Source organism: Parerythrobacter jejuensis, from assembly GCF_039536765.1.
GTDB lineage: Bacteria > Pseudomonadota > Alphaproteobacteria > Sphingomonadales > Sphingomonadaceae > Parerythrobacter > Parerythrobacter jejuensis.
Map to the genome: position 1 here is coordinate 2,696,110 of NZ_BAAAZF010000001.1, position 20,711 is coordinate 2,716,820.

Annotated in this window: 21 protein-coding genes and 1 tRNA gene; 12 read left to right on the plus strand and 10 right to left on the minus strand. The window is 61.0% G+C overall.

Going from position 1 to position 20,711, the window contains the following annotated elements:
- Positions 1-23: 23 nt before the first annotated feature.
- Complete coding sequence (locus ABD653_RS13115; RefSeq protein WP_160779088.1) at positions 24-1,166, minus strand: hypothetical protein; 1,143 nt, start codon at positions 1,164-1,166, stop codon at positions 24-26.
- A 125-nt stretch (positions 1,167-1,291) separates the two neighbouring features.
- On the opposite strand from ABD653_RS13115, the gene queF reads away from it, so the two are divergent.
- Both queF and ABD653_RS13125 read left to right on the plus strand, forming a co-directional pair.
- A complete protein-coding gene (gene queF, locus ABD653_RS13120) occupies positions 1,292-1,765 on the plus strand; it encodes a preQ(1) synthase (protein WP_160779089.1) in 474 nt (157 codons plus the stop codon).
- Positions 1,766-1,790: 25 nt separating this feature from the next.
- Entirely contained in the window at positions 1,791-3,293 is a 1,503-nt protein-coding gene (locus ABD653_RS13125; protein WP_160779090.1) for a DUF4403 family protein, read from the plus strand.
- Positions 3,294-3,352: 59 nt separating this feature from the next.
- Here the strand turns inward: ABD653_RS13125 and ABD653_RS13130 are convergent.
- The 3 genes from ABD653_RS13130 to ABD653_RS13140 form a co-directional block, all read right to left on the minus strand.
- Positions 3,353-3,428: transfer RNA gene (locus tag ABD653_RS13130), tRNA-Thr, on the minus strand.
- A gap of 51 nt (positions 3,429-3,479) precedes the next feature.
- On the minus strand, positions 3,480-4,361 hold the full coding sequence (locus ABD653_RS13135; RefSeq protein WP_160779091.1) for a hypothetical protein: 882 nt from the start codon (positions 4,359-4,361) through the stop codon (positions 3,480-3,482).
- On the minus strand, positions 4,354-5,676 hold the full coding sequence (locus tag ABD653_RS13140) for a replication-associated recombination protein A (protein ID WP_160779092.1): 1,323 nt from the start codon (positions 5,674-5,676) through the stop codon (positions 4,354-4,356). The genes ABD653_RS13135 and ABD653_RS13140 overlap by 8 nt, the downstream gene beginning before the upstream one ends.
- A gap of 136 nt (positions 5,677-5,812) precedes the next feature.
- On the opposite strand from ABD653_RS13140, the gene ABD653_RS13145 reads away from it, so the two are divergent.
- The 3 genes from ABD653_RS13145 (at position 5,813) to ABD653_RS13155 (ending at position 7,486) form a co-directional block, all read left to right on the plus strand.
- Positions 5,813-6,439: a helix-turn-helix transcriptional regulator gene (locus ABD653_RS13145; RefSeq protein ID WP_199801226.1), complete on the plus strand. Its 627-nt coding sequence runs from the start codon at positions 5,813-5,815 to the stop codon at positions 6,437-6,439.
- A gap of 111 nt (positions 6,440-6,550) precedes the next feature.
- The gene (locus ABD653_RS13150; protein ID WP_160779093.1) at positions 6,551-6,979 is read left to right on the plus strand and encodes a hypothetical protein; all 429 of its coding nucleotides are present in this window, start codon (positions 6,551-6,553) and stop codon (positions 6,977-6,979) included.
- 51 nt (positions 6,980-7,030) lie between these two features.
- A complete protein-coding gene (locus ABD653_RS13155) occupies positions 7,031-7,486 on the plus strand; it encodes a hypothetical protein (protein ID WP_160779094.1) in 456 nt (151 codons plus the stop codon).
- A gap of 3 nt (positions 7,487-7,489) precedes the next feature.
- Here ABD653_RS13155 and ABD653_RS13160 read toward each other — a convergent pair whose 3' ends face one another.
- Positions 7,490-8,635 (minus strand): glycosyltransferase family 4 protein, encoded by a 1,146-nt coding sequence (locus tag ABD653_RS13160; RefSeq protein WP_160780393.1) that lies wholly within the window; start codon positions 8,633-8,635, stop codon positions 7,490-7,492.
- Between the two features lie 173 nt (positions 8,636-8,808).
- Between ABD653_RS13160 and ABD653_RS13165 the strand changes: the two genes are divergently transcribed.
- The 3 genes from ABD653_RS13165 (at position 8,809) to ABD653_RS13175 (ending at position 12,790) form a co-directional block, all read left to right on the plus strand.
- Positions 8,809-9,972 (plus strand): phosphoserine transaminase, encoded by a 1,164-nt coding sequence (locus ABD653_RS13165; protein ID WP_160779095.1) that lies wholly within the window; start codon positions 8,809-8,811, stop codon positions 9,970-9,972.
- 84 nt (positions 9,973-10,056) lie between these two features.
- Complete coding sequence (gene serA, locus ABD653_RS13170; RefSeq protein ID WP_160779096.1) at positions 10,057-11,652, plus strand: phosphoglycerate dehydrogenase; 1,596 nt, start codon at positions 10,057-10,059, stop codon at positions 11,650-11,652.
- 28 nt (positions 11,653-11,680) lie between these two features.
- Positions 11,681-12,790, plus strand: a complete 1,110-nt coding sequence (locus tag ABD653_RS13175) for an ATP phosphoribosyltransferase regulatory subunit (protein ID WP_160779097.1) — start codon at positions 11,681-11,683, stop codon at positions 12,788-12,790.
- Between the two features lie 3 nt (positions 12,791-12,793).
- Here the strand turns inward: ABD653_RS13175 and ABD653_RS13180 are convergent, their stop codons facing one another.
- Entirely contained in the window at positions 12,794-13,474 is a 681-nt protein-coding gene (locus ABD653_RS13180) for a DUF4197 domain-containing protein (RefSeq protein ID WP_160779098.1), read from the minus strand.
- Positions 13,475-13,628: 154 nt separating this feature from the next.
- Between ABD653_RS13180 and ABD653_RS13185 the strand changes: the two genes are divergently transcribed.
- The gene (locus ABD653_RS13185; protein ID WP_160779099.1) at positions 13,629-13,967 is read left to right on the plus strand and encodes a hypothetical protein; all 339 of its coding nucleotides are present in this window, start codon (positions 13,629-13,631) and stop codon (positions 13,965-13,967) included.
- A gap of 20 nt (positions 13,968-13,987) precedes the next feature.
- Complete coding sequence (locus ABD653_RS13190; RefSeq protein ID WP_160779100.1) at positions 13,988-14,377, plus strand: RidA family protein; 390 nt, start codon at positions 13,988-13,990, stop codon at positions 14,375-14,377.
- Between the two features lie 13 nt (positions 14,378-14,390).
- Here the strand turns inward: ABD653_RS13190 and ABD653_RS13195 are convergent, their stop codons facing one another.
- Together ABD653_RS13195 and ABD653_RS13200 are read right to left on the minus strand one after the other, a co-directional pair.
- Positions 14,391-15,818 carry a DUF1501 domain-containing protein gene (locus tag ABD653_RS13195; RefSeq protein WP_160779101.1) on the minus strand — a complete coding sequence of 476 codons (1,428 nt, stop codon included), beginning with the start codon at positions 15,816-15,818 and terminating at the stop codon, positions 14,391-14,393.
- Positions 15,819-15,831: 13 nt separating this feature from the next.
- The gene (locus ABD653_RS13200) at positions 15,832-17,685 is read right to left on the minus strand and encodes a DUF1800 domain-containing protein (RefSeq protein WP_160779102.1); all 1,854 of its coding nucleotides are present in this window, start codon (positions 17,683-17,685) and stop codon (positions 15,832-15,834) included.
- Between the two features lie 254 nt (positions 17,686-17,939).
- On the opposite strand from ABD653_RS13200, the gene ABD653_RS13205 reads away from it, so the two are divergent.
- Positions 17,940-19,229 (plus strand): adenylosuccinate synthase, encoded by a 1,290-nt coding sequence (locus tag ABD653_RS13205; RefSeq protein WP_160779103.1) that lies wholly within the window; start codon positions 17,940-17,942, stop codon positions 19,227-19,229.
- 28 nt (positions 19,230-19,257) lie between these two features.
- Positions 19,258-19,758, plus strand: a complete 501-nt coding sequence (locus ABD653_RS13210; protein WP_160779104.1) for a L,D-transpeptidase family protein — start codon at positions 19,258-19,260, stop codon at positions 19,756-19,758.
- 3 nt (positions 19,759-19,761) lie between these two features.
- Here ABD653_RS13210 and ABD653_RS13215 read toward each other — a convergent pair whose 3' ends face one another.
- Entirely contained in the window at positions 19,762-20,142 is a 381-nt protein-coding gene (locus tag ABD653_RS13215; RefSeq protein ID WP_160779105.1) for a DUF6768 family protein, read from the minus strand.
- Positions 20,139-20,696, minus strand: coding sequence for a sigma-70 family RNA polymerase sigma factor (locus tag ABD653_RS13220; RefSeq protein WP_325065387.1), 558 nt, complete (start codon positions 20,694-20,696; stop codon positions 20,139-20,141). Before ABD653_RS13220 ends, ABD653_RS13215 begins: the two co-directional genes overlap by 4 nt.
- Positions 20,697-20,711 lie beyond the last annotated feature (15 nt).

Genomic DNA, 20,711 nt, shown 5'->3' on the forward strand with positions numbered 1-20,711 from the left:
CCCGTCGAGATGCCGGGAATACCTTAACCGACCGGCCGCGCCACCACATCGCCGAAACTCTGCGGCGGAGTATCGAGCCGGAACGGCCGTAGCCGCCCTCCTGTTTCGGCTGGTTGCTTACCGACCACATAGGTGTGAGCACGCGTTTCCAGCCCTTCGCCTGACAAGGTGATGCGAAGCAGTGGGATATAGACCGGCACTTTGCCCTGATGGATCAGGCGTACCTGGTTCAGCGGCAGGCGGATTTCACCGCTCACTACCTGGCGTTGGCCAGGCGCGATACGATCGATCGTATGGATTTGCGGCAAAGGCTTGTGGGGATCGGCAACCTGCTGGTCGATCGGCGCCTTGCTGTGGGCACTGGTCAGATCGCCCCCGACGACTAGGTCCGACACCGGAACGCCGCCTCGATTGGTCACCACCAAGCGATAAGCGACCATCGCGTTCATGACGCTGCGGCTGACCCGAACCGCTTCAGCCTCGATCCGCAGATCGTCGATCACAGACATGGCTGGTGATGGGGTCGGACGTGGCGAGAAAGCCGGAGGGGCAAGATCAGGAGCTGCTGATGCGATGCCGCTGCGGCGCCGCCAGAAAAAGGTTGCTCCGGCTATGACGACAATAAGTCCGGCGATCCAGAGGAGCCATGACCAGTCGCTCTCGCTACTTTGAAGTGGCTCGTCAGGCGCGGCTGGCCCGGACTGCGCCGACGGATCAGCCGGAATGGCGGTCGGCAAAGCGGAGGTGGGCCCTTGCGTCGATGTCGGTTCCGTCGGGCTGGCGCTTGATGTCGCGGCCGGAGCGGGCGTTACGGAAGGCTCGTTTGCCGCCCGGTCAGCTGCCGATGGTGTAGCTTGGCGGGTGGTTGGCGCAGCTGTCGTGGCCGAAGCGGGCGGCGTCCGGCCCGGGGTTGGGGATGGAGCAGGCGTCAGAATGGGTGCCGGTTGCGTGGCGGGTGCTGCAGGAGAAGGGGTTGGTTCATCGGTCGGGATTGCGCGCGGAGCAATGGGGACGACGCCGCTGTCATCCACCGGGCCCTGTACCTCCGGCGTGGCGCTGGGTGTCGGTGCGGGTGGTAACTGGAAATCGCGCGCCGACTGCGCCTGTGCCGATGCGGGCAGCACAAGTGCAATCGCAAGGAGGGGAAGGGCAAGGTGCAGTTTCATCGGTATTTCTTGATTTGTCGGTCGCGCAAACTGCGCTCCGATACGGCGCGCGCTGAATAGTCTGTTAATCACCCCGGTCAATCGGGCAGCTTGTGTTGTGGCTGCGATCACGGCAGATGCGCGGCATGAGCGACACACACAAACCCGCACAAGGGCAGCCGCAATTCCTCGGCAAGCAGAGCGCCTTGCCCGCTTCGCCAGATCAGGCGGTGCTCGACTATGTTCCCAATCCACGCGCAGGATCGCTGTATCTGGTGCGCTTCGCCGCGCCCGAATTCACGTCGCTGTGCCCTGTCACCAGCGCGCCCGATTTCGCGCATCTCGTGATCGACTACGCGCCAGGTGAAACGATCGTCGAATCGAAGAGCCTCAAGCTCTTCCTTGGCAGCTTCCGCAATCACAATGGCTTTCACGAAGACGTGACCGTCGGCATTGGTCAGCGGCTGGCGGACGAGATGAGGCCGCGCTGGCTGCGGATCGGCGGTTACTGGTATCCGCGCGGGGGCATTCCGATTGACGTGTTCTGGCAAACAGGGGCGCCACCCGAAGGGCTTTGGGTGCCCGAGCAAGGGGTGGCGGGTTATCGCGGAAGAGGCTAGCGTTCGCCGGTAACGGGGGAAGGCAATGGGGAAATGGCTGCTCGGCTTGCTGGCACTTCTGGCGCTCGCGCTGGGCGTGGGGGCCTATGTTTTCCTGCAACGGGTCGAGATCGTCGACTATCCCAAGCCGATCCGGGTCGAAACCGAAGCCGAAATTCCTGATAGCGAAAGTGTTATAGTAACCTCCATCGGCATCCCGCTGGATGTCATCCGGCGCGGCTTGGAGAAAGACGTTCCACGCACGTTGTGGTCGATCGACGAGCGGCGCGACAACTGTGTGCCGCGCCAGAATATCCGCGTGCTGGGCCGGCAAATTGCCCGCACGCCCAAGGTCAAATGCCGCATCACGGGTGACGCTCGCCGTGGCGCGATCCAGCTGCGTGGTGCGGGCAATCGGCTGGTTGCGCGTTTCCCTGTGACGGCGACGGTGCGCGCGCGCGATATTGGGGGAGTGATCAAGCAGGAAACCGCCACTGCAACGGCCATGATGGAAGTCGCGACCCGCTTCACAGTGACAGGCAATTGGCGGCCCAAGGCCGATGTCGATCTGAACTATCGCTGGGTGCGCGAGCCGGGCATCGATATTCTGGGGCAACGCGTCACTTTCACCAAACCGGCCAACCGCGAGCTTCGCAAGATCCTGCGCGGAGTCGAGGCGAGCCTGCAACGGCAGGTGGCACGGGAGCCTATTCGACCGAAAGTCGCCAAATTGTGGTCGAGCGGTTTTACCCGTGTGTCACTCAGCAGGGAAAACCCGCCCGTCTGGCTGACCATAGAGCCCAAGAGCACCGGCATCGGGGAATTCCGGGTAACCGGGCGCGAATTACGGGCAGATGTCCTGCTCTCGGCCCAGACGCGGGTGTTTGTCGGCGAAGAGCCCGCGCCGCCAGTGGCATCGCCGCTCGGGCGCAATCGGGCGATCAGCGGCGGAACCGGCTTTGTCGCGACCGTCCCGGTATTGGCGGATTATGCAGAGCTGGAGCCAGTACTTCTGCGCGCGCTGACCAAGTTTGCCGAAAAGGGTCTCGAACGGGAAGATTTGGGGCGGATAGAGCTCGAGTTTGAGAGTGTCGAGGTTTACGCCACCACCGGGGGAAGGATTGCGGTCGGCGTAGTCTTGACCGCCCAGCCGGTCGGCAACCTGACCGGGCGCTGGAAAAAGACCAAGGGTGAGGTGTGGCTGACGGGCATGCCGGTGACCAAATCCGACAGTCAGATCGTGCGGATCGATGATCTCAAGATTTTCGGCGACATGGACCAGACGACCGGAGATATTCTGATCCGCATTATCGACACTGATGACATTCGCTCGGAAATCGAAGCGGCACTGGTCGAAAACTTCCAGAAGGATTATGATCGTATCCTGGCAAAGGTTCGCGACGGTTTGGCCAATGTGCCGGCTGGCGAAGCGTCGCTCTCCTTCACCTTGTCCTCCGTCACCCACGGCGAAATCGCGGCGACGGGCAGCGGTCTTTACATGCCGGTCGAAGCGAAAGGCGCGGTCGATATCGACATTCGTCTCGACTGACAGGCCCCGGGGATTCTTGGCCGAAGCCAATATCGCAATATGCGCTGGGATTGGGAAAATGGTGCCGGCTGCAGGAGTCGAACCCGCGGCCTGATGATTACAAATCAACTGCTCTACCAACTGAGCTAAGCCGGCCCATATTCGTGCAGGAACGATGACGTTCCCGGTTGCGAAGCGCCCGTTGCTTCAAACTGCGCCGAATGTCCAGCCCTCGGTGCGTGCAATTTTGTCCGAAAGTCCTTCTGGAGCCCATCGTGCCGGTTCATCGGCCACCTTACGCAGCCACGCGGCGGTCAGGAGCGCGTCCGAGCTGTGGTCGTCGATAGGGCCGCTTTCGCCGACGCCAGCACATCCGAGTGCCTTCAATGCGATATCGAGTTCCTCACAGCTCCTGATCTTGCTGCGCGCCGCGGATCTTTGTGCTTCGAGCGCGGCAAGCGTGGTGTAGATTTCGACGATGACGGAGCCGCTGGAAGGCAGAGGGTCAACCGGCCATACCGGGATCGCACCGCCAAGCTGGTGCAACAGGCGCATGCCGGTCAGGCTGGATTTTCCGACTTGCGCAGCACCAACCAGATTGAAATTGGAATAGGGCTTGCACCCCATCTTGCCCTGCCTGTGCTCGGTGACCCGGAAACGGCCGCGCCCGTGCTCGGCACCATCGCATCGAAACCGTTGGCCTTCCCGCCCGCCGGAACGGCGATAATAGGTCGACAATTGAGGGTGATCGACGAAGCTGCTCGCTTCCAGGTGGGGGTCATCGGCGCAGATCTGGTCGATCATGGCCCAGAGCGATCGTGCATCGGGCGGGCTCTCGTCTGTGCCCGGGAAATAGGCGTCGCAATCGGCAAAGGGCAGGGCAATGCCCAAGTCCATTCCCACCAGCGTATTGGCCGGTAGGTCTTCGCGCAGCAGGTGCAGGATGTCTTCGCGCGCCCAGTTGCGGCCGGGCGCGATCAGGACAGGCGGCCCACTCCCGGCCACGGCAATGGCGGCTGCTATCCCTTTTTGCCGAGGGCCCTTCGCGCCGGACCAGTCGATTGCCAGGAAATGGTCAAACCTAGCCATCGGTGCGATCGCGACGCAGCTTGTCCCAATAGGCGATCCGTTCCCGGACCTTGCGTTCAAAACCGCGCTCTACCGGTGTGTAGAAGGTCTGCGGTTCCATCTCCTCGGGCCAGTAATTGTCGCCCGAGAAGCCCTCGTCAGCTTCGTGGTCGTAGCTATACCCTTTGCCGTATCCGATATCTTTCATCAGCTTGGTCGGGGCATTGAGGATATTTTGCGGCGGCATCAGGCTGCCGGTTTCCTTCGCGCTGCGAAAGGCGGCTTTCTGCGCGACATAGGCGGCGTTCGATTTGGGCGCGGTGGCCAGAAAGAGGCAGGCCTGAACAATCGCGAGCTCGCCCTCGGGCGACCCGAGAAATTCATAGGCGTCTTTCGCGGCGAGGCATTGCACCAGCGCTTGCGGATCGGCGAGGCCGATATCTTCGCTCGCAAACCTTACTAGGCGGCGCAGAACGTAGAGAGGTTCTTCGCCTGCCGTCAGCATCCGCGCCATATAGTACAAGGCTGCCTGCGGATCGGAGCCGCGCAGGCTTTTGTGCAGCGCGGAGATTAGATTGTAATGGCCTTCGCGATCCTTGTCGTAAACCGCGACCCGGCGTTGCAGGAACTGGCCGAGCTCAACCGGACCCAATGGCTCCGCGATTTTCGCGTTGTAAAGTGTTTCGGCCTGGTTGAGCAGGAACCGCCCGTCGCCATCCGCGCTGGCAATCAGCGCTTCACGGGCGTCCTCGGTCAGGGGCAAGGAGCCTTCCAGTTCTTCTCCCCGCGCAAGGAGCTTGGCCAGCGCCTCTGCATCCAGCCGGTGCAGGATCAGCACTTGGGCGCGGCTCAACAGCGCAGCATTGAGCTCGAAACTGGGGTTCTCCGTCGTCGCGCCAACCAGCGTGACTGTGCCGCGCTCGACAAAGGGGAGGAAGCCGTCCTGCTGGGCCCGGTTGAAACGGTGGATCTCGTCCACGAACAGCAGTGTTTTCTGACCCGCACCCGCCATTTTGTCAGCCTCGGCAAAGGCTTTCTTGAGGTCGGCGACACCAGAAAAGACCGCGCTGATCGAAACGAACCGCATGCCCACGGCATCGGCCAATAGGCGCGCGGTACTGGTCTTGCCCGTGCCGGGTGGACCCCACAGCACCATGCTGGAAAGCTTGCCTGCCGCAACCATGCGCCCGATCGCCCCTTCCGGCCCGGTCAGGTGTTCCTGCCCGATTACTTCATCCAGCGTGCGTGGCCGCAAGCGGTCGGCGAGAGGAGCATCCTCGCGCGGTTCGTCCTGCGCGGCAGAGGGCAGGGAGGCATCACCAAACAGATCGGACATTGGTCGATCCCCATAAGACGTTAGGCAGATATTGCCATCCGCCTCTTGCAATGATGCATCTAAGATATATCTTAAGCATATCTTTTGAGCCCCCCACAGGAGAGAGAATATGCATGGACGCAAAAATCGCAGGAAGATGGCCAAAGGTACCTGGCCCTTCATCGCCATGATGGCCGCCAATTCGGGCAACAACTGGTCACGCAATTTCGGGTCGGACGGCCCGTTTGGCGCGGATGGCCCCTTTGGCCCGGGCGGGCCGTTCGGCGGCGGAGGCAGACGCAATCGTAGGCGTGGCCGCATGTTCGGCTCGGGCGAGTTGCGGCTGACCCTGCTGATGCTGATCGGCGACGAATCGCGCCATGGTTATGAACTGATCAAGGCGATTGGGGAAATGACCGGCGGTGAATATGAACCAAGCCCGGGCGCAGTCTACCCGACGCTGGCTTTGCTGGCCGATGAAGGCGTGATCAAGGAAGCCAAGGCCAAGGGCAAAGGTGACGATGCCCGCAAGGCCTTCGAAGTCACCAAGGCCGGCAAGGAAGAGCTGGCAGAGCGTGAGGACGAGATCGCAGATATCATCGCTCGGCTGACCGCGATGCAGGGTGGTGACGAGCCCAAGGGCGCACCAGAACTGTTCCGCGCGATGGGCAACCTCGCCGGCGTTTTGAAGAACCGTTATCGCAGTGGCGGTTTCAAGCAGGACGATGTCGAAGAGATTGTCGACCTGATCGACGAGCTGGCCAAGAAGATCGAGCGGCTCTGACGCGACGCAAGCCGCTCGGTTGATTAACCGGTTTGGCCGCCACGAACCGGCATGGTAGAAATCCCCTCCATGAGTTGCCCTGAAACAGGCGACCAAATGGAGGGGATAGCCATGAATACAATCGAACCGACCAAAACGCCTTGGCACCTATGGGTTGTCGGGATTTTGACCTTGCTGTGGAATGCCGTCGGCATCTTCAGCTATATGATGACCCGGCTCGACAAGCTTGAAGATCTGGGCATGACGCCAGACCAAATCGCCTTTTTCGAGACTTTCCCCGCATGGGCCAATTCGCTTTGGGCCATGGGTGTGTGGGGTGCGTTTTTCGGATCGGTCCTGATGCTGCTGCGCTCGCGCTGGGCCGTCATATCGATCGCCATTTCAATCGTCGGCCTTGTCGGCACCACAATCTACCAGAATTTCATGATCGAGGTTCCGGAAGAGCTGCAAAGTCTCGGCCTCAACCTCACGATCTGGGTCACGACGCTGTTCATGATGTGGTACGCGCTGAAGATGCGCCGCGAGGGCGTTCTGCGCTAGGGTTCTTGCAGTTCATTTTGCTTGCTCGTGGTTTCACGGGAGGAGAAGATTGTGGCTGATACTGATCGAAACACTGCCCCGTGGCATGTGTGGGTAGTGGGATTGCTGGCGCTGTTCTGGAACGGCTTCGGTGCCACCGACTACACGATGACGCAGACTGAAAACCGCGGTTGGTTTGAAAGCATGGGCTTCGATGCAGGGACGACTGATGCCATACTCGCTTTCATGGACAGTGCCCCGATGTGGACGCACGCTGCCTGGGCGCTTGGCGTTTGGGGCGGTGTGCTGGCTGCGATTCTGCTGATGATGCGCAACAAGCTGGCCGTACCGGTGTTTGCTGTATCGCTGCTCGGCGCATTTCTGGGCCTCGTCAATTACTGGACCGCAGATTACCCGCCCGAGCTGCGACAGATCGCCGACAGTTCAATGATGTATATCGTCGTCTTAATTGCGGCTTTTTGGCTGTTTTATGCCTACCGCATGAAAACTGCTGGAGTGCTTCGCTAGTCGCTAGTCCTTTGCGATCCGCAGATAGGTATCGACCACCGCCTGGTTGATCGCATCCCAGCTATAGGCGCGACTGCGTTTCTCGCCCGCTTTGCCGTGTGCGAGGCGCAGGGCGTCGTCAGCGCAATAGGGGGCGAGCGCCTCGGCAAATGCTTCAGTGTCACCCGGCGTAATGAGCTGGCCCGACTCTCCGTCCGCTACCAGGCTCGTACTGCCCGTGGCGGAAGCTGCCACGACAGGAAGGCCGCTCGCCATCGCTTCCAGGGTCACATTGCCGAAGGTTTCGGTGATGGAGGGGTTGAGGAAGATATCGGCGCTGGCCAATGCCCGTCCCAGGTCACGCCCGGTCTGGAAGCCGGCAAACGTTCCGCCCGGCAGCGCCTTTTCGAACCATTCGCGCGCTGGCCCGTCTCCGATCACCAGAACCTTGTGCGGAACCTGCTTTTTGCGCAGCGCGATGATGCTGTCGGCGAAGACATCGAGGCCTTTTTCCATCACCAGCCTACCGAGGAAAGCGATGGCGACATCTTCGTCGGCGAGGCCAAGGCTGCGGCGCCATTCCAGATCGCGGCGCGACGGGTCGAATACATCGCGATCCACGCCGCGGGTCCATAGCCCGATGTCGGTGTGCATGCCCTGGGCGATCAGTTCATCGATCATGCTTTCAGAAGGTGCCACAAGCGCGTCACAACGGTTGTAGAACCGGCGCATAATGCCTTCGACCGCGGGTTCGAGGAATGCGAGCCCGTAATAGCGCGGGTAGGTTTCGAACCGCGTGTGGACCGATGCCACTACGGGAATATTATTCTTCTGCGCCCATTTCAGAGCCGCATGTCCGGTTGGATCAGGAGAGGAAAGATGCACCATGTTGGGCTTGAACGCCTCCAGCGCCGCGCGCGCCTTGGCATTAAGGCCAAGAGGCATGCGATATTCGCCGCGCCCCTTCACCGGCATCCGCACATTGGGGACGTCAAACAATTCGCCGGTTGCTTCGAAATCGGGCTCCGCCACTTTGGGGGAGAACACACGCACGGCTGCGCCCTGCTTCAGCAGGTAGCCCACCAACCGGTTCAGTGCCTGGTTCGCCCCGTCGCGGGTATAATTATAGTTCCCGCTAAACAGCGCAATCCGAAGATCGCTCGTTTCCATCATTCGCGCCATAAGCAACCCGACGTCGCTTGGCGAGAGGGTGTTGATCCGATGCGGAAATCATTCTGTCGATGCAATCCTATGCATGCTTGACTTGCTGCAGCGCAACATTAGTGCGGCCAGTGGGCCACGCGGTCCCAACGCCGCGCGTGCTCTCTGTAAGGAGAGAATACATGACTGCACTACCTAGCGAACCGGCGCTCAAGCCGGAGCGCCCACAATTTTCTTCCGGTCCCACGGTGAAATTCCCGGGCTGGTCCCTCGACAAGCTGAAAACCGAATCGCTCGGCCGTTCGCATCGCTCTGCCGTGGGCAAGGCGCGGCTGAAATACGCCATCGACCTGTCCAAGGAAATGCTCGGTATTCCCGAGGACTACCTGGTTGGCATCATGCCCGCATCCGACACGGGCGCACTTGAATGCGCGATGTGGACCATGCTCGGCGGTCGCCCGGCGACGGTCGCGGCGTGGGAAAGCTTCGGCAATGTGTGGATTCAGGATGCCGTCAAGCAGCTGAAGCTGAAGGATTTGCAGGTGCTGGACGCCGATTATGGCGAAATCCCGGACCTGACGCAGGTTCCGCAGGAGAACGACGTCGTCTTCACCTGGAATGGCACCACATCGGGCGCGAAAATCCCCAACACGGACTGGCTTGCGCCTGGTCGCGCGGGTGTGACGATCAACGACGCCACCAGCGCCGTGTTCGCCCAGGAAATGGACTGGCCCAAGCTCGATGCCACGACCTATAGCTGGCAGAAAGTCATGGGTTCCGAAGCCCAGCACGGCATGCTGATCCTCAGCCCGAGGGCGGTTGAGCGGATCGAAAGCTATGATCCGGAATGGCCGCTGCCCAAGCTGTTTCGCCTCAAGAAAGGCGACAGCATCAATCGCAGCATTTTCGAAGGTGCCACGATCAATACACCTTCGCTGCTCGCGACCGAAGATTACATCGCGGCGCTGGAATGGGCGCAGTCGATTGGCGGCCGCAAGGCGATGTTCGAACGGGCCGATGCCAATGCGAAGATCGTAACCGACTGGATCGAAGCCACGCCGTGGCTGCGTAACATGGTCGATGACCCGGCGCAGCGAACCAATACGGGCGTCTGCTTCGTGTTTCAGGGTGACTGGTACGAAAGCCTTTCGGCAGAAGATCAGGCCGCAGTGCCGGCAAAGATCGCCAAGATGCTGGACGAGCGCGACGTGGGCTATGATTTCAACGGCTATCGTGACGCTCCGCCGAGCTTGCGCATCTGGTGCGGCGGTACTCTGGAGCAGGAAGATCTGAAGCGTCTCCTGCCCTGGATCGAATGGGCCTACGAAACCCTCAAGAACGGCTGATTGGCTTGCGGCTCGTGTTCGGGCCGCAGCCTCTACCCAATTTCCGGACTGGCGATGTCGCCGGTCTGACGGAAGGATATTTCCATGACGAAACCCAAAGTTCTCATCTCCGATAAAATGGACCCGAATGCCGCGCGCATTTTTGAAGAACGTGGCTGTGATGTTGATGTCATCACCGGCGAAACGGCTGAAGAATTGCTCGTCCGTATTGGTGAATATGATGGCCTTGCCATCCGCAGCTCGACCAAAGTCACACCCGAAATCCTCGATGCCGCGACCCGTTTGAAGGTCATCGGCAGGGCCGGGATCGGCGTCGACAATGTCGATATTCCCTACGCGTCCGGCAAAGGCGTCGTCGTGATGAACACTCCGTTCGGCAATTCGATCACCACGGCAGAACACGCGATTGCCATGATGATGGCGCTGGCCCGCCAAATTCCGCAGGCCAATGCGGGCACGCAGGCCGGGGAATGGCCCAAATCCAGCTTTATGGGCGTTGAAGTCACCGGCAAGACGCTGGGCCTGATCGGCGCCGGCAATATCGGTTCGATCGTAGCTGCCCGGGCGCAGGGCCTGAAGATGAAGGTCATCGCTTTCGATCCCTTCCTGACGCCCGAGCGCGCGATCGAAATTGGCGTCGAGAAAGTCGATCTGGACGGCCTTCTCGAGCGTGCCGATTTCATTACGCTGCACACACCGCTGACTGACGAGACACGCAACATTCTCAGCCGCGAAAGCCTCGGCAAGACCAAGGCAGGTGTCCGGATCGTCAATTGCGCACGGGGCGGCCTGATCGACGAGGCGGCTTTGGCCGACCTTCTCGAAAGCGGCCACGTCGCCGGGGCTGCACTGGATGTTTTCCAGACCGAACCGGCCAAGGAAAGCCCGCTGTTTGGCATGCCCAATTTCATCTGCACACCGCATCTGGGTGCGTCGACGACAGAAGCACAGGTGAATGTGGCGCTGCAGGTGGCTGAACAGATGGCCGATTATCTGGTCAATGGCGGCGTTACCAACGCGCTGAACATGCCGAGCCTGAGTGCGGAAGAAGCACCCAAGCTAAAGCCATATATGGCACTGGCAGAGCGGCTGGGTTCGCTGGTCGGCCAGCTCGCGCATGGAAATTTGCCCAAGATCAGTGTCGAACTGGAGGGCGATGCCGCAGAACTCAATCCCAAGCCGATCACCGGCGCCGTGCTGGCCGGACTAATGCGCCGCTATTCCGATACGGTGAACATGGTCAACGCTCCCTATCTCGCCAAGGAACGCGGCATCGAGGTGCGTGAAATCCGCAACACACGTGAAGGCATCTATCAGACGCTGGTTCGGGTAACCGTTGCGACCGATGCCGGGGATCGTTCCGTCGCTGGCACATTGTTTGGCAATGCCAAAGATGGGGGCGGCGCCCGCCTGACCGAGATCTTCGGGATCGGTATCGAGGCGGAGCTGGATGGCGACATGCTCTATATCGTCAATGACGATGCACCCGGCTTTATCGGCCGGATCGGAACATTGATGGGCGAGAATGGCATCAATATCGGTACCTTCAACCTGGGACGTCGACAGGCCGGTGGTGAAGCGGTTCTGCTGCTCAGCGTAGACCAGCCGATCAGTCAGGAAGTGGCTGAGCGGGCCGAAAAGGTAGAAGGTGTGCGCTTTGTGAAGCCTCTGGCCTTCTGATGCCAGATGGGGCAGGGCGCGGCCCGCTATGACGAACACCGACGACCTGCTCCCTATCGGCCTTGAAGACCGCCTCCCAACAGAGGCGCGTCAGGTCACTCACGCCATGCGCACCGCGCTGCAGGCGATGGATTCGCATGGGTATGACCGGGTCCGCCCGCCACTGATCGAATTCGAACGGTCGCTGGCCGGGCGTATGGACGGGGTGCAAACCCGCAACCTGTTCCGCTTTGTCGATCCCCAGAGCTTGCGCACCCTGGCCCTGCGCAGCGATATGACGCCGCAACTGGGCCGGATTGCTTCCAATGGTATGGCACAGGCTCCGCGACCGCTGCGGCTTTGCTATGCCGGCGAAGTCGCCACCATGACGGCGGACCAGCTCGATCCTGCGCGCCAGCGTTTGCAGCTGGGCGCTGAATTGATCGGATCCGATACTGTCGCGGCTGCGGCGGAAATCGTGATGCTGGCAGTCGAGGCGGTCGAGGCCACGGGTGCCACAGGCATTTCGCTCGATTTCACCTTGCCCGATCTGGTCGATGTCCTCGCCGATGGCGCCTTCCCGCTGGCCCCGGACGCGGTCGAGAAGGTTCGCCGTGAACTCGATACCAAGGATGCCGGTGGATTGGTTGCAGCGGGCGGAGAGGCCTATTTGCCGCTCATCCATGCGGCTGGTTCCCTCAATGAAGCTCTGGAGAAATTGCGCGCGGTTGATGCGGGCGGCGCGCTGGCGACTCGAATCGACGGATTGCAACAGGTTGCTGCGCGCGTCGGCGACCGGGCCCGGATCACGCTCGATCCGACCGAACGGCACGGCTTCGAGTACCAGAGCTGGTTCGGATTCACGATTTACGCAGAGGGTGCTCGCGGAGCGCTCGGGCGGGGCGGGACCTATATGATCCGCGGATCGGAAGAACCTGCCACCGGATTCTCGCTTTATCTCGATGCGCTCTTGCCGGCCTTGCCCGCGTCAGAATCGGCGCAGATACTGTTCCTGCCGCCGGGCCATGATGCTGAAGCGGCGGCCCGACTGCGGGCCATTGGTTGGCGCACGATTTCGGCCTTGTCAGAACAAGACAATCCGGCCGATTTGGGGTGCAGCCATGTGCTCGACGGACAGAATGCCGTCCCGCTCACCTAACGGCTAGAAAATATCCTTGAGCGCTTTGCCGGCATTGCCGAGAGGATTGGACCGGAAATTAGTCTCCTCACGCCCGATGTAGGAGAATATACCATCCAGGCCCTGATCGGTGACGGTCTTGTTCAGCCTTGCGCGGTCAAGCCCGGCGGACCGCATCCAGCTATGCTGTGAGTTGAGCCGTTCGAGTTGACCGTGGGCGCCCAGGTCACCAAGAGCGGTGTCGATCAGTGGCTCGAGCTTGCCGTGAAGCCGGTCATTCGAACTCTCGCGCAGATAGCGGGTCCCACCGTCATTCTGGCGCACAATGCCAGGGACATCGTTGAATGACAGGCCATCAATTGCGTCGCGGAAAATGGGCTTGGCCTCGCCCGCAGCTGTGCCAGCTGCGCTGTTGAGCGAGCGGATGAAACCGTCCAGTATGCCGAGACGCGAGGCACCACCAAGGATCGATCCAAGCACGCCGCTGCGGTTGCCGCCAAGGAAGGGCAGCCCGATCCGGACGTCCTCATCATTGTAGAACGCGCCTGGCTGGGCGAGCTTGTCCAGCGCACTATCCGAAGCCCGGCCAAGGATCGATGACAGGCCGATGCCCTGTGCAAAGGCGGGAGATGACCACCCGATTGCCAAAGTGGCGGCGGCTGCACCGCCGAGAAACAGACGGCGATCAGTTTGGAATTCATTCATGGCAAGCTCCCCTCTCAATGCTTGCCCATCATGTCGCATATTCCCGTTTTCGCCAAGCTGAACCGGATACAGGAGCATAGGAGGACCGGGAATCGGTGTCCCCTTCTTGCCCGCTGGTAAAAAGCTGCGATGATGGGGCGCAGGGAGACGCAGCATGAAATCCGCCTATTTCGGCATTCTTGGGCTTTTGGTCCTGCTCAGCCTCGCAGCCGGCGTAGCCAAGGTGCTGCAGGCACCTCAGGAAGTGCAATTCTTTATCGATGCGGGATGGGGGCAGGGGCTGCTGCTTCCCTTCGGTCTGGTCCAGATCGCCGGAGGCGTGCTTGCCCTGCTAGGGCGGAGCAGGCGCATTGGCGCGATCCTGATGGCGCTGGGTTTCTTCCTCTCGGCTGTGGCTATCTTCCTGACCGGCAATACCGTGTTCGCATTTCTGTCCTTGATACCCGTCGCGCTCGCGGTGCTGTTTATCCGTCGCCCGCATTTCGAAAGCTGATCCTGAGAGGGGAAGAGACCATGCCGGACAATCGCCAAGTCATCACGCTGGATCCCGATCCATTGGCCCCTTACGCGATTGCGCCGGGATGGCGGGTAGGGGATCTACTGTTCCTTTCCGGTCAGGCTGCGATTGCGGAGGATGGTTCTATCGTCGGTGAAGGCGATTTCGATCTGCAATTGGGCCAGACAATGGCCAATATCGAAAGAGTGCTGGAGGCGGGTGGCAGCGACATGTCACGGATCGTCAAAGTCACGATCTACCTCACCGACATGGGCAATTTCGGCAAGGTCGTAGAGGCGCGCAAACGCCATTTCACGCCGCCCTTTCCGGCGGACACAATCGTCGAAGTGCGCTCACTCGCTTTGCCCGAACTTATGGTCGAAATCGATGTAGTCGCTGCGGTCTAGGCCGAGGTTTTGATCATCCCGGCGGTGCCATGAAACCCAGATCGGGCTGAGCGAAGCGTCCGATATTGGGCGAGATACCCGGCATCTCGCTCTCCGAAACACCAAACCACTTTGCCAGCGTGGCAGAATATTCATCGACCGAGGTTGTCGGCAGCAAGCGGCCACGGCCCACCTGGTCATCACTATCGACTGACACCTGCGGTGCAGTGCCATAGAACCGCCCGCCATTCACGGCGCCGCCAATCATGAAGTGGTGGCCGCCCCAGCCATGATCGGAGCCATCGCCATTCGATGCCAGCGTGCGCCCGAAATCGGAGGCGGTGAAGGTTGTCACCCGGTCGGCAATGCCGAGTTCGATAGTGGCGCGGAAAAACGCATCCATGGCGAAATCGAGTTGGCTCAACAGGCCTTCATGCCTGCCGATCAGGCCATCGTGATTGTCGAACCCGCCCATGGAGACCATGAACACCTGCCGCGTGACGCCGAGGTCTCCGCGCGCTGCAATCAGGCGTGCGACCACCGAAAGCTGGTCGGCCAAACCGTTGCCGTCGCCGAAATCGGTCTGCAAGGCGCTGTTTTCGAGCGCATCGTTGACGAAGCCGCCATACTGGATCGATCGCGCCATGGTCTGGGCATAGTCCGCCTCCAGCACGTGGCCGTTATGGGTTCGAAGCAACCCGTCAAGCGCTGCACTGGCCGCAGAGGAACGGTAAACCCGGTTTTCCAGCCCCCGGACCTGCACCGCGCCGCCGCGCGACACCTGGTAGGGAAGGGCGTTATCCCCCGACAGGAACACGGCATTGCCGGTCGCATTGATGGCGGTGAACATGGCGTTGCGATTGCTAGATTGGGCCAGATCGCCCATCCGGCCGCCCCAGCCGGTTCGTGACCCCTCTGGCTGCGAGGATTGCCAGGTCGATTGCTGATCATTGTGTGAAAACAGCTTGGCCGGGCGCGGGAAGCTGGTGGTGTTGTTGCTCTGGTATTGCGCCTTGGTCAGTGGAACAACCAGCGGTCCGACATTGAGCAACGGTGCCATGCGCCCTTCGTCAAACCGGCTTTTCAGGCGCGGCATGGTGGGGGCAAGGGAATAGCGGATATCGTCGGTCAGGACCTGGTCGGCTGGCTGGTTGAGGACACTGCCCGCCAAGCTCGATCGCGGCAGGGCAATTCCTGCACCGCCCGCACCGCCGCCCCGTATCTCTTGGTAGCGGTTATAATTGGCCAGATCATAGGGGATCAGCGTGTTGCCATAGTCGTTCCCGCCATAAAGGAAGATACAGACGAGTGCCTTGTATCCTCCGCTCGCGCTGAAGGCGGCAGCTTCTCCCATTCCGGCCAGGCCCAGGGCATAGGATGATGCTGCGCCTGCCACTGCAAGCTGGCTGGTACGGCGCATGAAAGCGCGGCGGGACAATTCGGTGCTCTTGCCGATATACATCTCAGGCGCTCCCTTACTTCTGGACCAGATAGTCGTTGGAAACCATCACCAGCAGCACCGCGATGTGAATGCGGCGCAGCTTGGTTTCGTCATCGTCGGTTTCGGCCACGGCCTGGTCATTGAGCGCGGCGAGGATCGTGTCGCGAGTGTTCGAATTTAGCTGCTGTCCGGTCAGCAACAGGTCTAGCCGGTCGAGCAAGGCCGGGGCATCATGCGCAATCTTGAGCTCTTCGGTGTAGGGCGCCTTGACGTCCCGCACCCAATAGCCGCGATTGTCGACCGAACGCTCCATGAAATTGACATAGGTTGCCACGGTGGATTCGTTCACGATCTGGAATTCCGGGGCGATCAGATCGTTTGCCGCTGCCTGCGAATTGAGCGGGACATAGCCGGGCCGGAAAAAATTGAAGACCGACGGGGATCGCAGGGGCGCCTGGCCAAGCCGGTTCGAACTGTCGGAGAGGTTGCCGACGGTCCAGTCCGCGCTTGCAGAATTGGCACCGAAAGTGCGGCCCCACTGGGCGAACCGGATCATCGGTTCGCGCAATTTGCCAAAACGTTGATCGGTCAGGCCGCTCTCTGCCAAGGCTTCGTCATCCAGCAGGATCGCCTTGAATACAGCGCGCAAATCACCGCGCGTGCCAGAGCCGTTATTGTCGAACACGCTGGCAACCCGTTGGACATAGGCCGGGCTGGGATTGCTGGTCACCAGGCGCTGAATCATCTGCTTGCCGAAGAACGGGCCGACATTGGGATGGTTGAACAAAGTGTCCAATGTGATCCGCAATGTTTCCGCAGCCCCGGTACTGGCGGGGATAGTCACGCCAAGAAACGTCTTCTCCTCGTCGGAGTGATAGCTTTCACTGCGAGGCCGACGCCATTTCGAAGGGTCTGCCGTCATCGCCTGGCGGGCATAGTCCGGATCCGGGATCTGGCGGTTGCCATTGTTGGGATCAGGGGTGGAGCTGATGCCGGTATAGTCATAGTCATACCCGGTGAAGGCCTTGGCGATGCCGGTGACATCGTCATTGTCGTAGGTCTCGATCGGGTCACCATTGGGCCCGGCCCTTAGGGTGCCGTCGGCGTTCAGTTCGTAGAGACCGATCGAGAAAAGCTGCATTACTTCGCGGCCAAAATTCTCGTCCGGGACGCGCCCGCTGCGCGCGTCGGCCTTGCGATTGCCGCGGGTATTGAGAAACACGCCCATCGCCGGGTTGAGCGTGATGTCTTCGATCAGGTCACGGAAATTGCCGAATGCGTGCTGGTTCAGGATGTCCCAATAAGCACCCATTGCCGGGCTGCGCCAGGTGATGTTGACGCTGTTGAGCGAGACCACGAAGAATTCCGACAGCGCCAACGCGGCGCGTTTGCGCACGCTGGAGTTGCCCCGCATCAGCTGGCTCCAGATCATGTTGTCTGCCGGGCCGGAACGGTCGAAATGGCGATTGCCGTCGATCCGGTCATAGCCTCTGCTGGAGAAGAACTGGGCCGCTGTCTGGTCGTTGCCCAAAGCCATCTGGCTATCGAGCCAGGGCTCGTAACCGTCGGCCTTGATCTGCGAAATCGCGCCGGGCGATGCTGCAATGGCCGCTCTCAGGATGAAGCGAGCAGCCTGCGCATCGGTTTCGGGCTTCAGGATTACTGGTGGCGGTGTGCCGCCCCCGCCGGTCGGCGCGCCACCGGTGGCACCACCGCCGCTGCTGGAAGACCCGCCGCCGCACGCGGCCGTCGCCAGCCCCAGCGCCACCGCAGTGGCTGCAGCAGGCGCCGATAGTTGCGGAGTTCCATCCTGCGATGGAGCCTCGTGATCTTCACATTCTACGTAGATTTGCGCGCTCTCCGGCGCGTCTTGCGACCCATCCCTCATTCGAACCTCGACTCCCAAACCGTGCGCGTTGCATCCCCAAATGCACCGCCATCAACCCCCGGCTAGCCGATCATCGTCCGCCATTTCTTTACGACCCTGATGAACATGTTTTTTACTATCCCAGCGAATCTTCGCAGACCATCCGATAAGTCCACGATCCGCCCTTGCCGCCGCACGCCCCGTCGCCTAATCCGGCGCGCGTTTGTGCGGCACGCGATGCAATCGGGCCGCCACCTTTCTAAAAGGAATATCAATTGGCCAATGTGACCGTAATCGGCGCCCAATGGGGTGATGAGGGCAAGGGCAAGATCGTCGACTGGCTCGCCAGCCGGGCTGATGCTGTTGTCCGTTTCCAGGGCGGCCACAACGCCGGTCATACGCTGGTGATTGACGGCAAGACCTACAAGTTGAGCCTGCTTCCCTCCGGCATTGTCAGCGGCACATTGTCGGTGATCGGCAACGGTGTGGTGCTCGATCCGTGGGCGCTGAAAGACGAGATTGCCAAGATCGAAGCGCAGGGCGTGACGATCACCGATGATAATCTGGCCGTGGCGGACAATTGCCCGCTGATCCTGCCGATCCACCGCGATCTGGACGGGCTGCGCGAAGCCGCCGCAGGTAGCGGCAAGATCGGCACCACCGGTCGCGGCATTGGCCCCGCCTATGAAGACAAGGTCGGCCGCCGCGCCATTCGCGTGTGCGATCTCGCCCATCTCGACAAGCTGGAGCCGCAGCTGGACCGGCTCTGTGCCCATCACGATGCCCTGCGCGCAGGGTTTGGCGAACCACCGGTTGATCGTGACCGCCTGCTGGCAGACCTGACCGAGATTGCGCCTTTCGTGCTGAAATACGCACAACCGGTGTGGAAACGGCTGAAAAAGGTCCGCAAGGCCGGGGCGAAGATCCTGTTCGAGGGCGCACAGGGCGTGCTGCTCGATGTCGATCATGGCACCTATCCCTTCGTCACCAGCTCCAACACGGTCAGCGGGACTGCGGCCAGTGGTTCGGGGCTGGGGCCGAATTCCACCGGCTTCGTGCTCGCGATTGTCAAGGCGTACACCACCCGTGTTGGCAGCGGCCCCTTCCCGACCGAACTGGAAGATGACATCGGCCAGACGCTGGGCGAAAAAGGGCATGAATTCGGCGTCGTCACCGGGCGGAAGCGCCGGGTCGGCTGGTTCGATGCAGTGATCGTACGCCAGAGCTGCGCAATCTCCGGCGTCACCGGTATCGCCCTGACGAAGATCGACGTGCTCGACGGGTTTGAAACCGTGAAAATCTGCACCGGCTACCGCCTGCGTGGCAAGATCATGGACTATTACCCCAGCCACGCGACCGATCAGGCCGAAGTCGAGCCGATCTACGAGGAAATGGAAGGCTGGAGTGAAAGCACGGCGGGCGCGCGTAGCTATGCCGACCTGCCGGCCAATGCGATCAAATATATCCAGCGCGTGCAGGAGCTGATCGAAACGCCTGTCGCGCTGGTTTCCACCAGCCCGGAACGCGATGACACCATCCTGGTGCGTGACCCGTTCATGGATTGATCGGGCAGGGCAAGGTATACGCAGTCGCATGATCCGCGCCTTCGCCCTGTTAGCAACGCTTGCACTGGCTGCCTGCGCGCCTGTGCAGGGGCCGCTGCCGGCAAGCACGCTGCCGGTCGATTTCCTGCTGGTCGACAAGTCGGACCGCACGCTTAAGCTGTTTCGCAACGGTGAGGAGGTGAAGAGCTATGTTGGCCTCCAGTTCGGCGCGTCACCTGCCGGTCACAAACAGTTCGAAGGGGACGAACGGACCCCCGAGGGCCTTTACACTATAGACACGCGCAATCCGGCCAGCTCCTATCACCTGAGCTTGCGGGTATCCTATCCCAACGCCGCAGATCGCGCCTTTGCAGAGAGGGAAGGGCGCGATCCGGGGGGCGACATCTTCTTGCATGGCCAGCCCAACTGGCTTCCGTCCGGGCGGATGGTGGGCGACTGGACTGATGGCTGCATCGCCTTCACCAATGCCGAGATGGAGGAACTGTGGCGCTTGGTGCCCGATGGCACGCCAATCGAGATCCGGCTCTAGCGCTCAACCTTTTTCGCTGCTGAGGCGCGCGACCTGGATTTGCAGCCGCTTCACTTCGCCTAGGATGGTTAGCATGTTCATGCGGGCGAACATCCATTCCTTGAGGAAGCCCTGCATGATCAGCAATGCGATCGAAGTCAGGCCCCATCCGATCATGGCATCGGTGCTTCCCGCCGTCACTGCCCGGTAGAAGGAAAAGGCCAGGCCGACCCCGATCACGATTGCGATACCGAAAGCAAATTTGGCCCAGCCGCCGAGCGGCCCATGCCAGCTGTCACCGATCTGCCGGAACATGCCGCGATCATTGTCGAGACTGGCGAGGAAGTTCTCGTCTTCGGCGTCGAGAGCGCCGCGGATGCGGGTATCGATATCGATATCGGTCATGGAGTATCTCCTGATAGAGCCGCCTTGAGCTGGCGGCGGGCATGAAAGAGGCGCGATTTTGCAGTTCCCAACGGAACGGCCTGCGCCATGGCGATTTCGGCGAGGGTAAGGCCCTCGACAAAGAACAGGTGGGCCGCGAGACGTTGTTCGCCCGGAAGATCGGCCATCGCCGCGGCAATGGCCATTCGCTCCAGCGGCTCTGGCGTATGATGGTCTTCGGCATCGGCTGCTTCGGTGGCCCGGTCTCTGACCGCAGTTCTGATCGAATCAGCGCAACGTCGGCGCAGGATGCCAAACGCCCATGGTGCGAAACGGGCCGGTTCGCGCAGCGTATGCAGACTGCGCTGGATCGAGAGCCACGCGTCTTGTGCAGCATCCGGCGCCAGTGCCGGGCCGACCAATCGGTGGGCCGTCCGCATCAGCCTGGGATGCCACCGGCACGCCAGCCTCTCGCAGGCCGACCGATCGCCTGATTGCACAAGTACGACCAGCAATTCATCGAACAATACCGATTGGTGGGCAGCACTGCCGGGAGGAGCCGAGGCTTTGGTCACACCCTATTGTCGGCG

Bases quoted from the DNA above. Each gene is read 5' to 3' on its own strand.
- ABD653_RS13115 (WP_160779088.1), bottom strand. From the start codon at position 1,166: ATGAAACTGCACCTTGCCCTTCCCCTCCTTGCGATTGCACTTGTGCTG.
- queF (WP_160779089.1), top strand. From the start codon at position 1,292: ATGAGCGACACACACAAACCCGCACAAGGGCAGCCGCAATTCCTCGGC.
- ABD653_RS13125 (WP_160779090.1), top strand. From the start codon at position 1,791: ATGGGGAAATGGCTGCTCGGCTTGCTGGCACTTCTGGCGCTCGCGCTG.
- ABD653_RS13135 (WP_160779091.1), bottom strand. From the start codon at position 4,361: ATGGCTAGGTTTGACCATTTCCTGGCAATCGACTGGTCCGGCGCGAAG.
- ABD653_RS13140 (WP_160779092.1), bottom strand. From the start codon at position 5,676: ATGTCCGATCTGTTTGGTGATGCCTCCCTGCCCTCTGCCGCGCAGGAC.
- ABD653_RS13145 (WP_199801226.1), top strand. From the start codon at position 5,813: ATGGCCAAAGGTACCTGGCCCTTCATCGCCATGATGGCCGCCAATTCG.
- ABD653_RS13150 (WP_160779093.1), top strand. From the start codon at position 6,551: ATGAATACAATCGAACCGACCAAAACGCCTTGGCACCTATGGGTTGTC.
- ABD653_RS13160 (WP_160780393.1), bottom strand. From the start codon at position 8,635: ATGGAAACGAGCGATCTTCGGATTGCGCTGTTTAGCGGGAACTATAAT.
- ABD653_RS13165 (WP_160779095.1), top strand. From the start codon at position 8,809: ATGACTGCACTACCTAGCGAACCGGCGCTCAAGCCGGAGCGCCCACAA.
- serA (WP_160779096.1), top strand. From the start codon at position 10,057: ATGACGAAACCCAAAGTTCTCATCTCCGATAAAATGGACCCGAATGCC.
- ABD653_RS13175 (WP_160779097.1), top strand. From the start codon at position 11,681: ATGACGAACACCGACGACCTGCTCCCTATCGGCCTTGAAGACCGCCTC.
- ABD653_RS13180 (WP_160779098.1), bottom strand. From the start codon at position 13,474: ATGAATGAATTCCAAACTGATCGCCGTCTGTTTCTCGGCGGTGCAGCC.
- ABD653_RS13185 (WP_160779099.1), top strand. From the start codon at position 13,629: ATGAAATCCGCCTATTTCGGCATTCTTGGGCTTTTGGTCCTGCTCAGC.
- ABD653_RS13190 (WP_160779100.1), top strand. From the start codon at position 13,988: ATGCCGGACAATCGCCAAGTCATCACGCTGGATCCCGATCCATTGGCC.
- ABD653_RS13195 (WP_160779101.1), bottom strand. From the start codon at position 15,818: ATGTATATCGGCAAGAGCACCGAATTGTCCCGCCGCGCTTTCATGCGC.
- ABD653_RS13200 (WP_160779102.1), bottom strand. From the start codon at position 17,685: ATGAGGGATGGGTCGCAAGACGCGCCGGAGAGCGCGCAAATCTACGTA.
- ABD653_RS13210 (WP_160779104.1), top strand. From the start codon at position 19,258: ATGATCCGCGCCTTCGCCCTGTTAGCAACGCTTGCACTGGCTGCCTGC.
- ABD653_RS13215 (WP_160779105.1), bottom strand. From the start codon at position 20,142: ATGACCGATATCGATATCGATACCCGCATCCGCGGCGCTCTCGACGCC.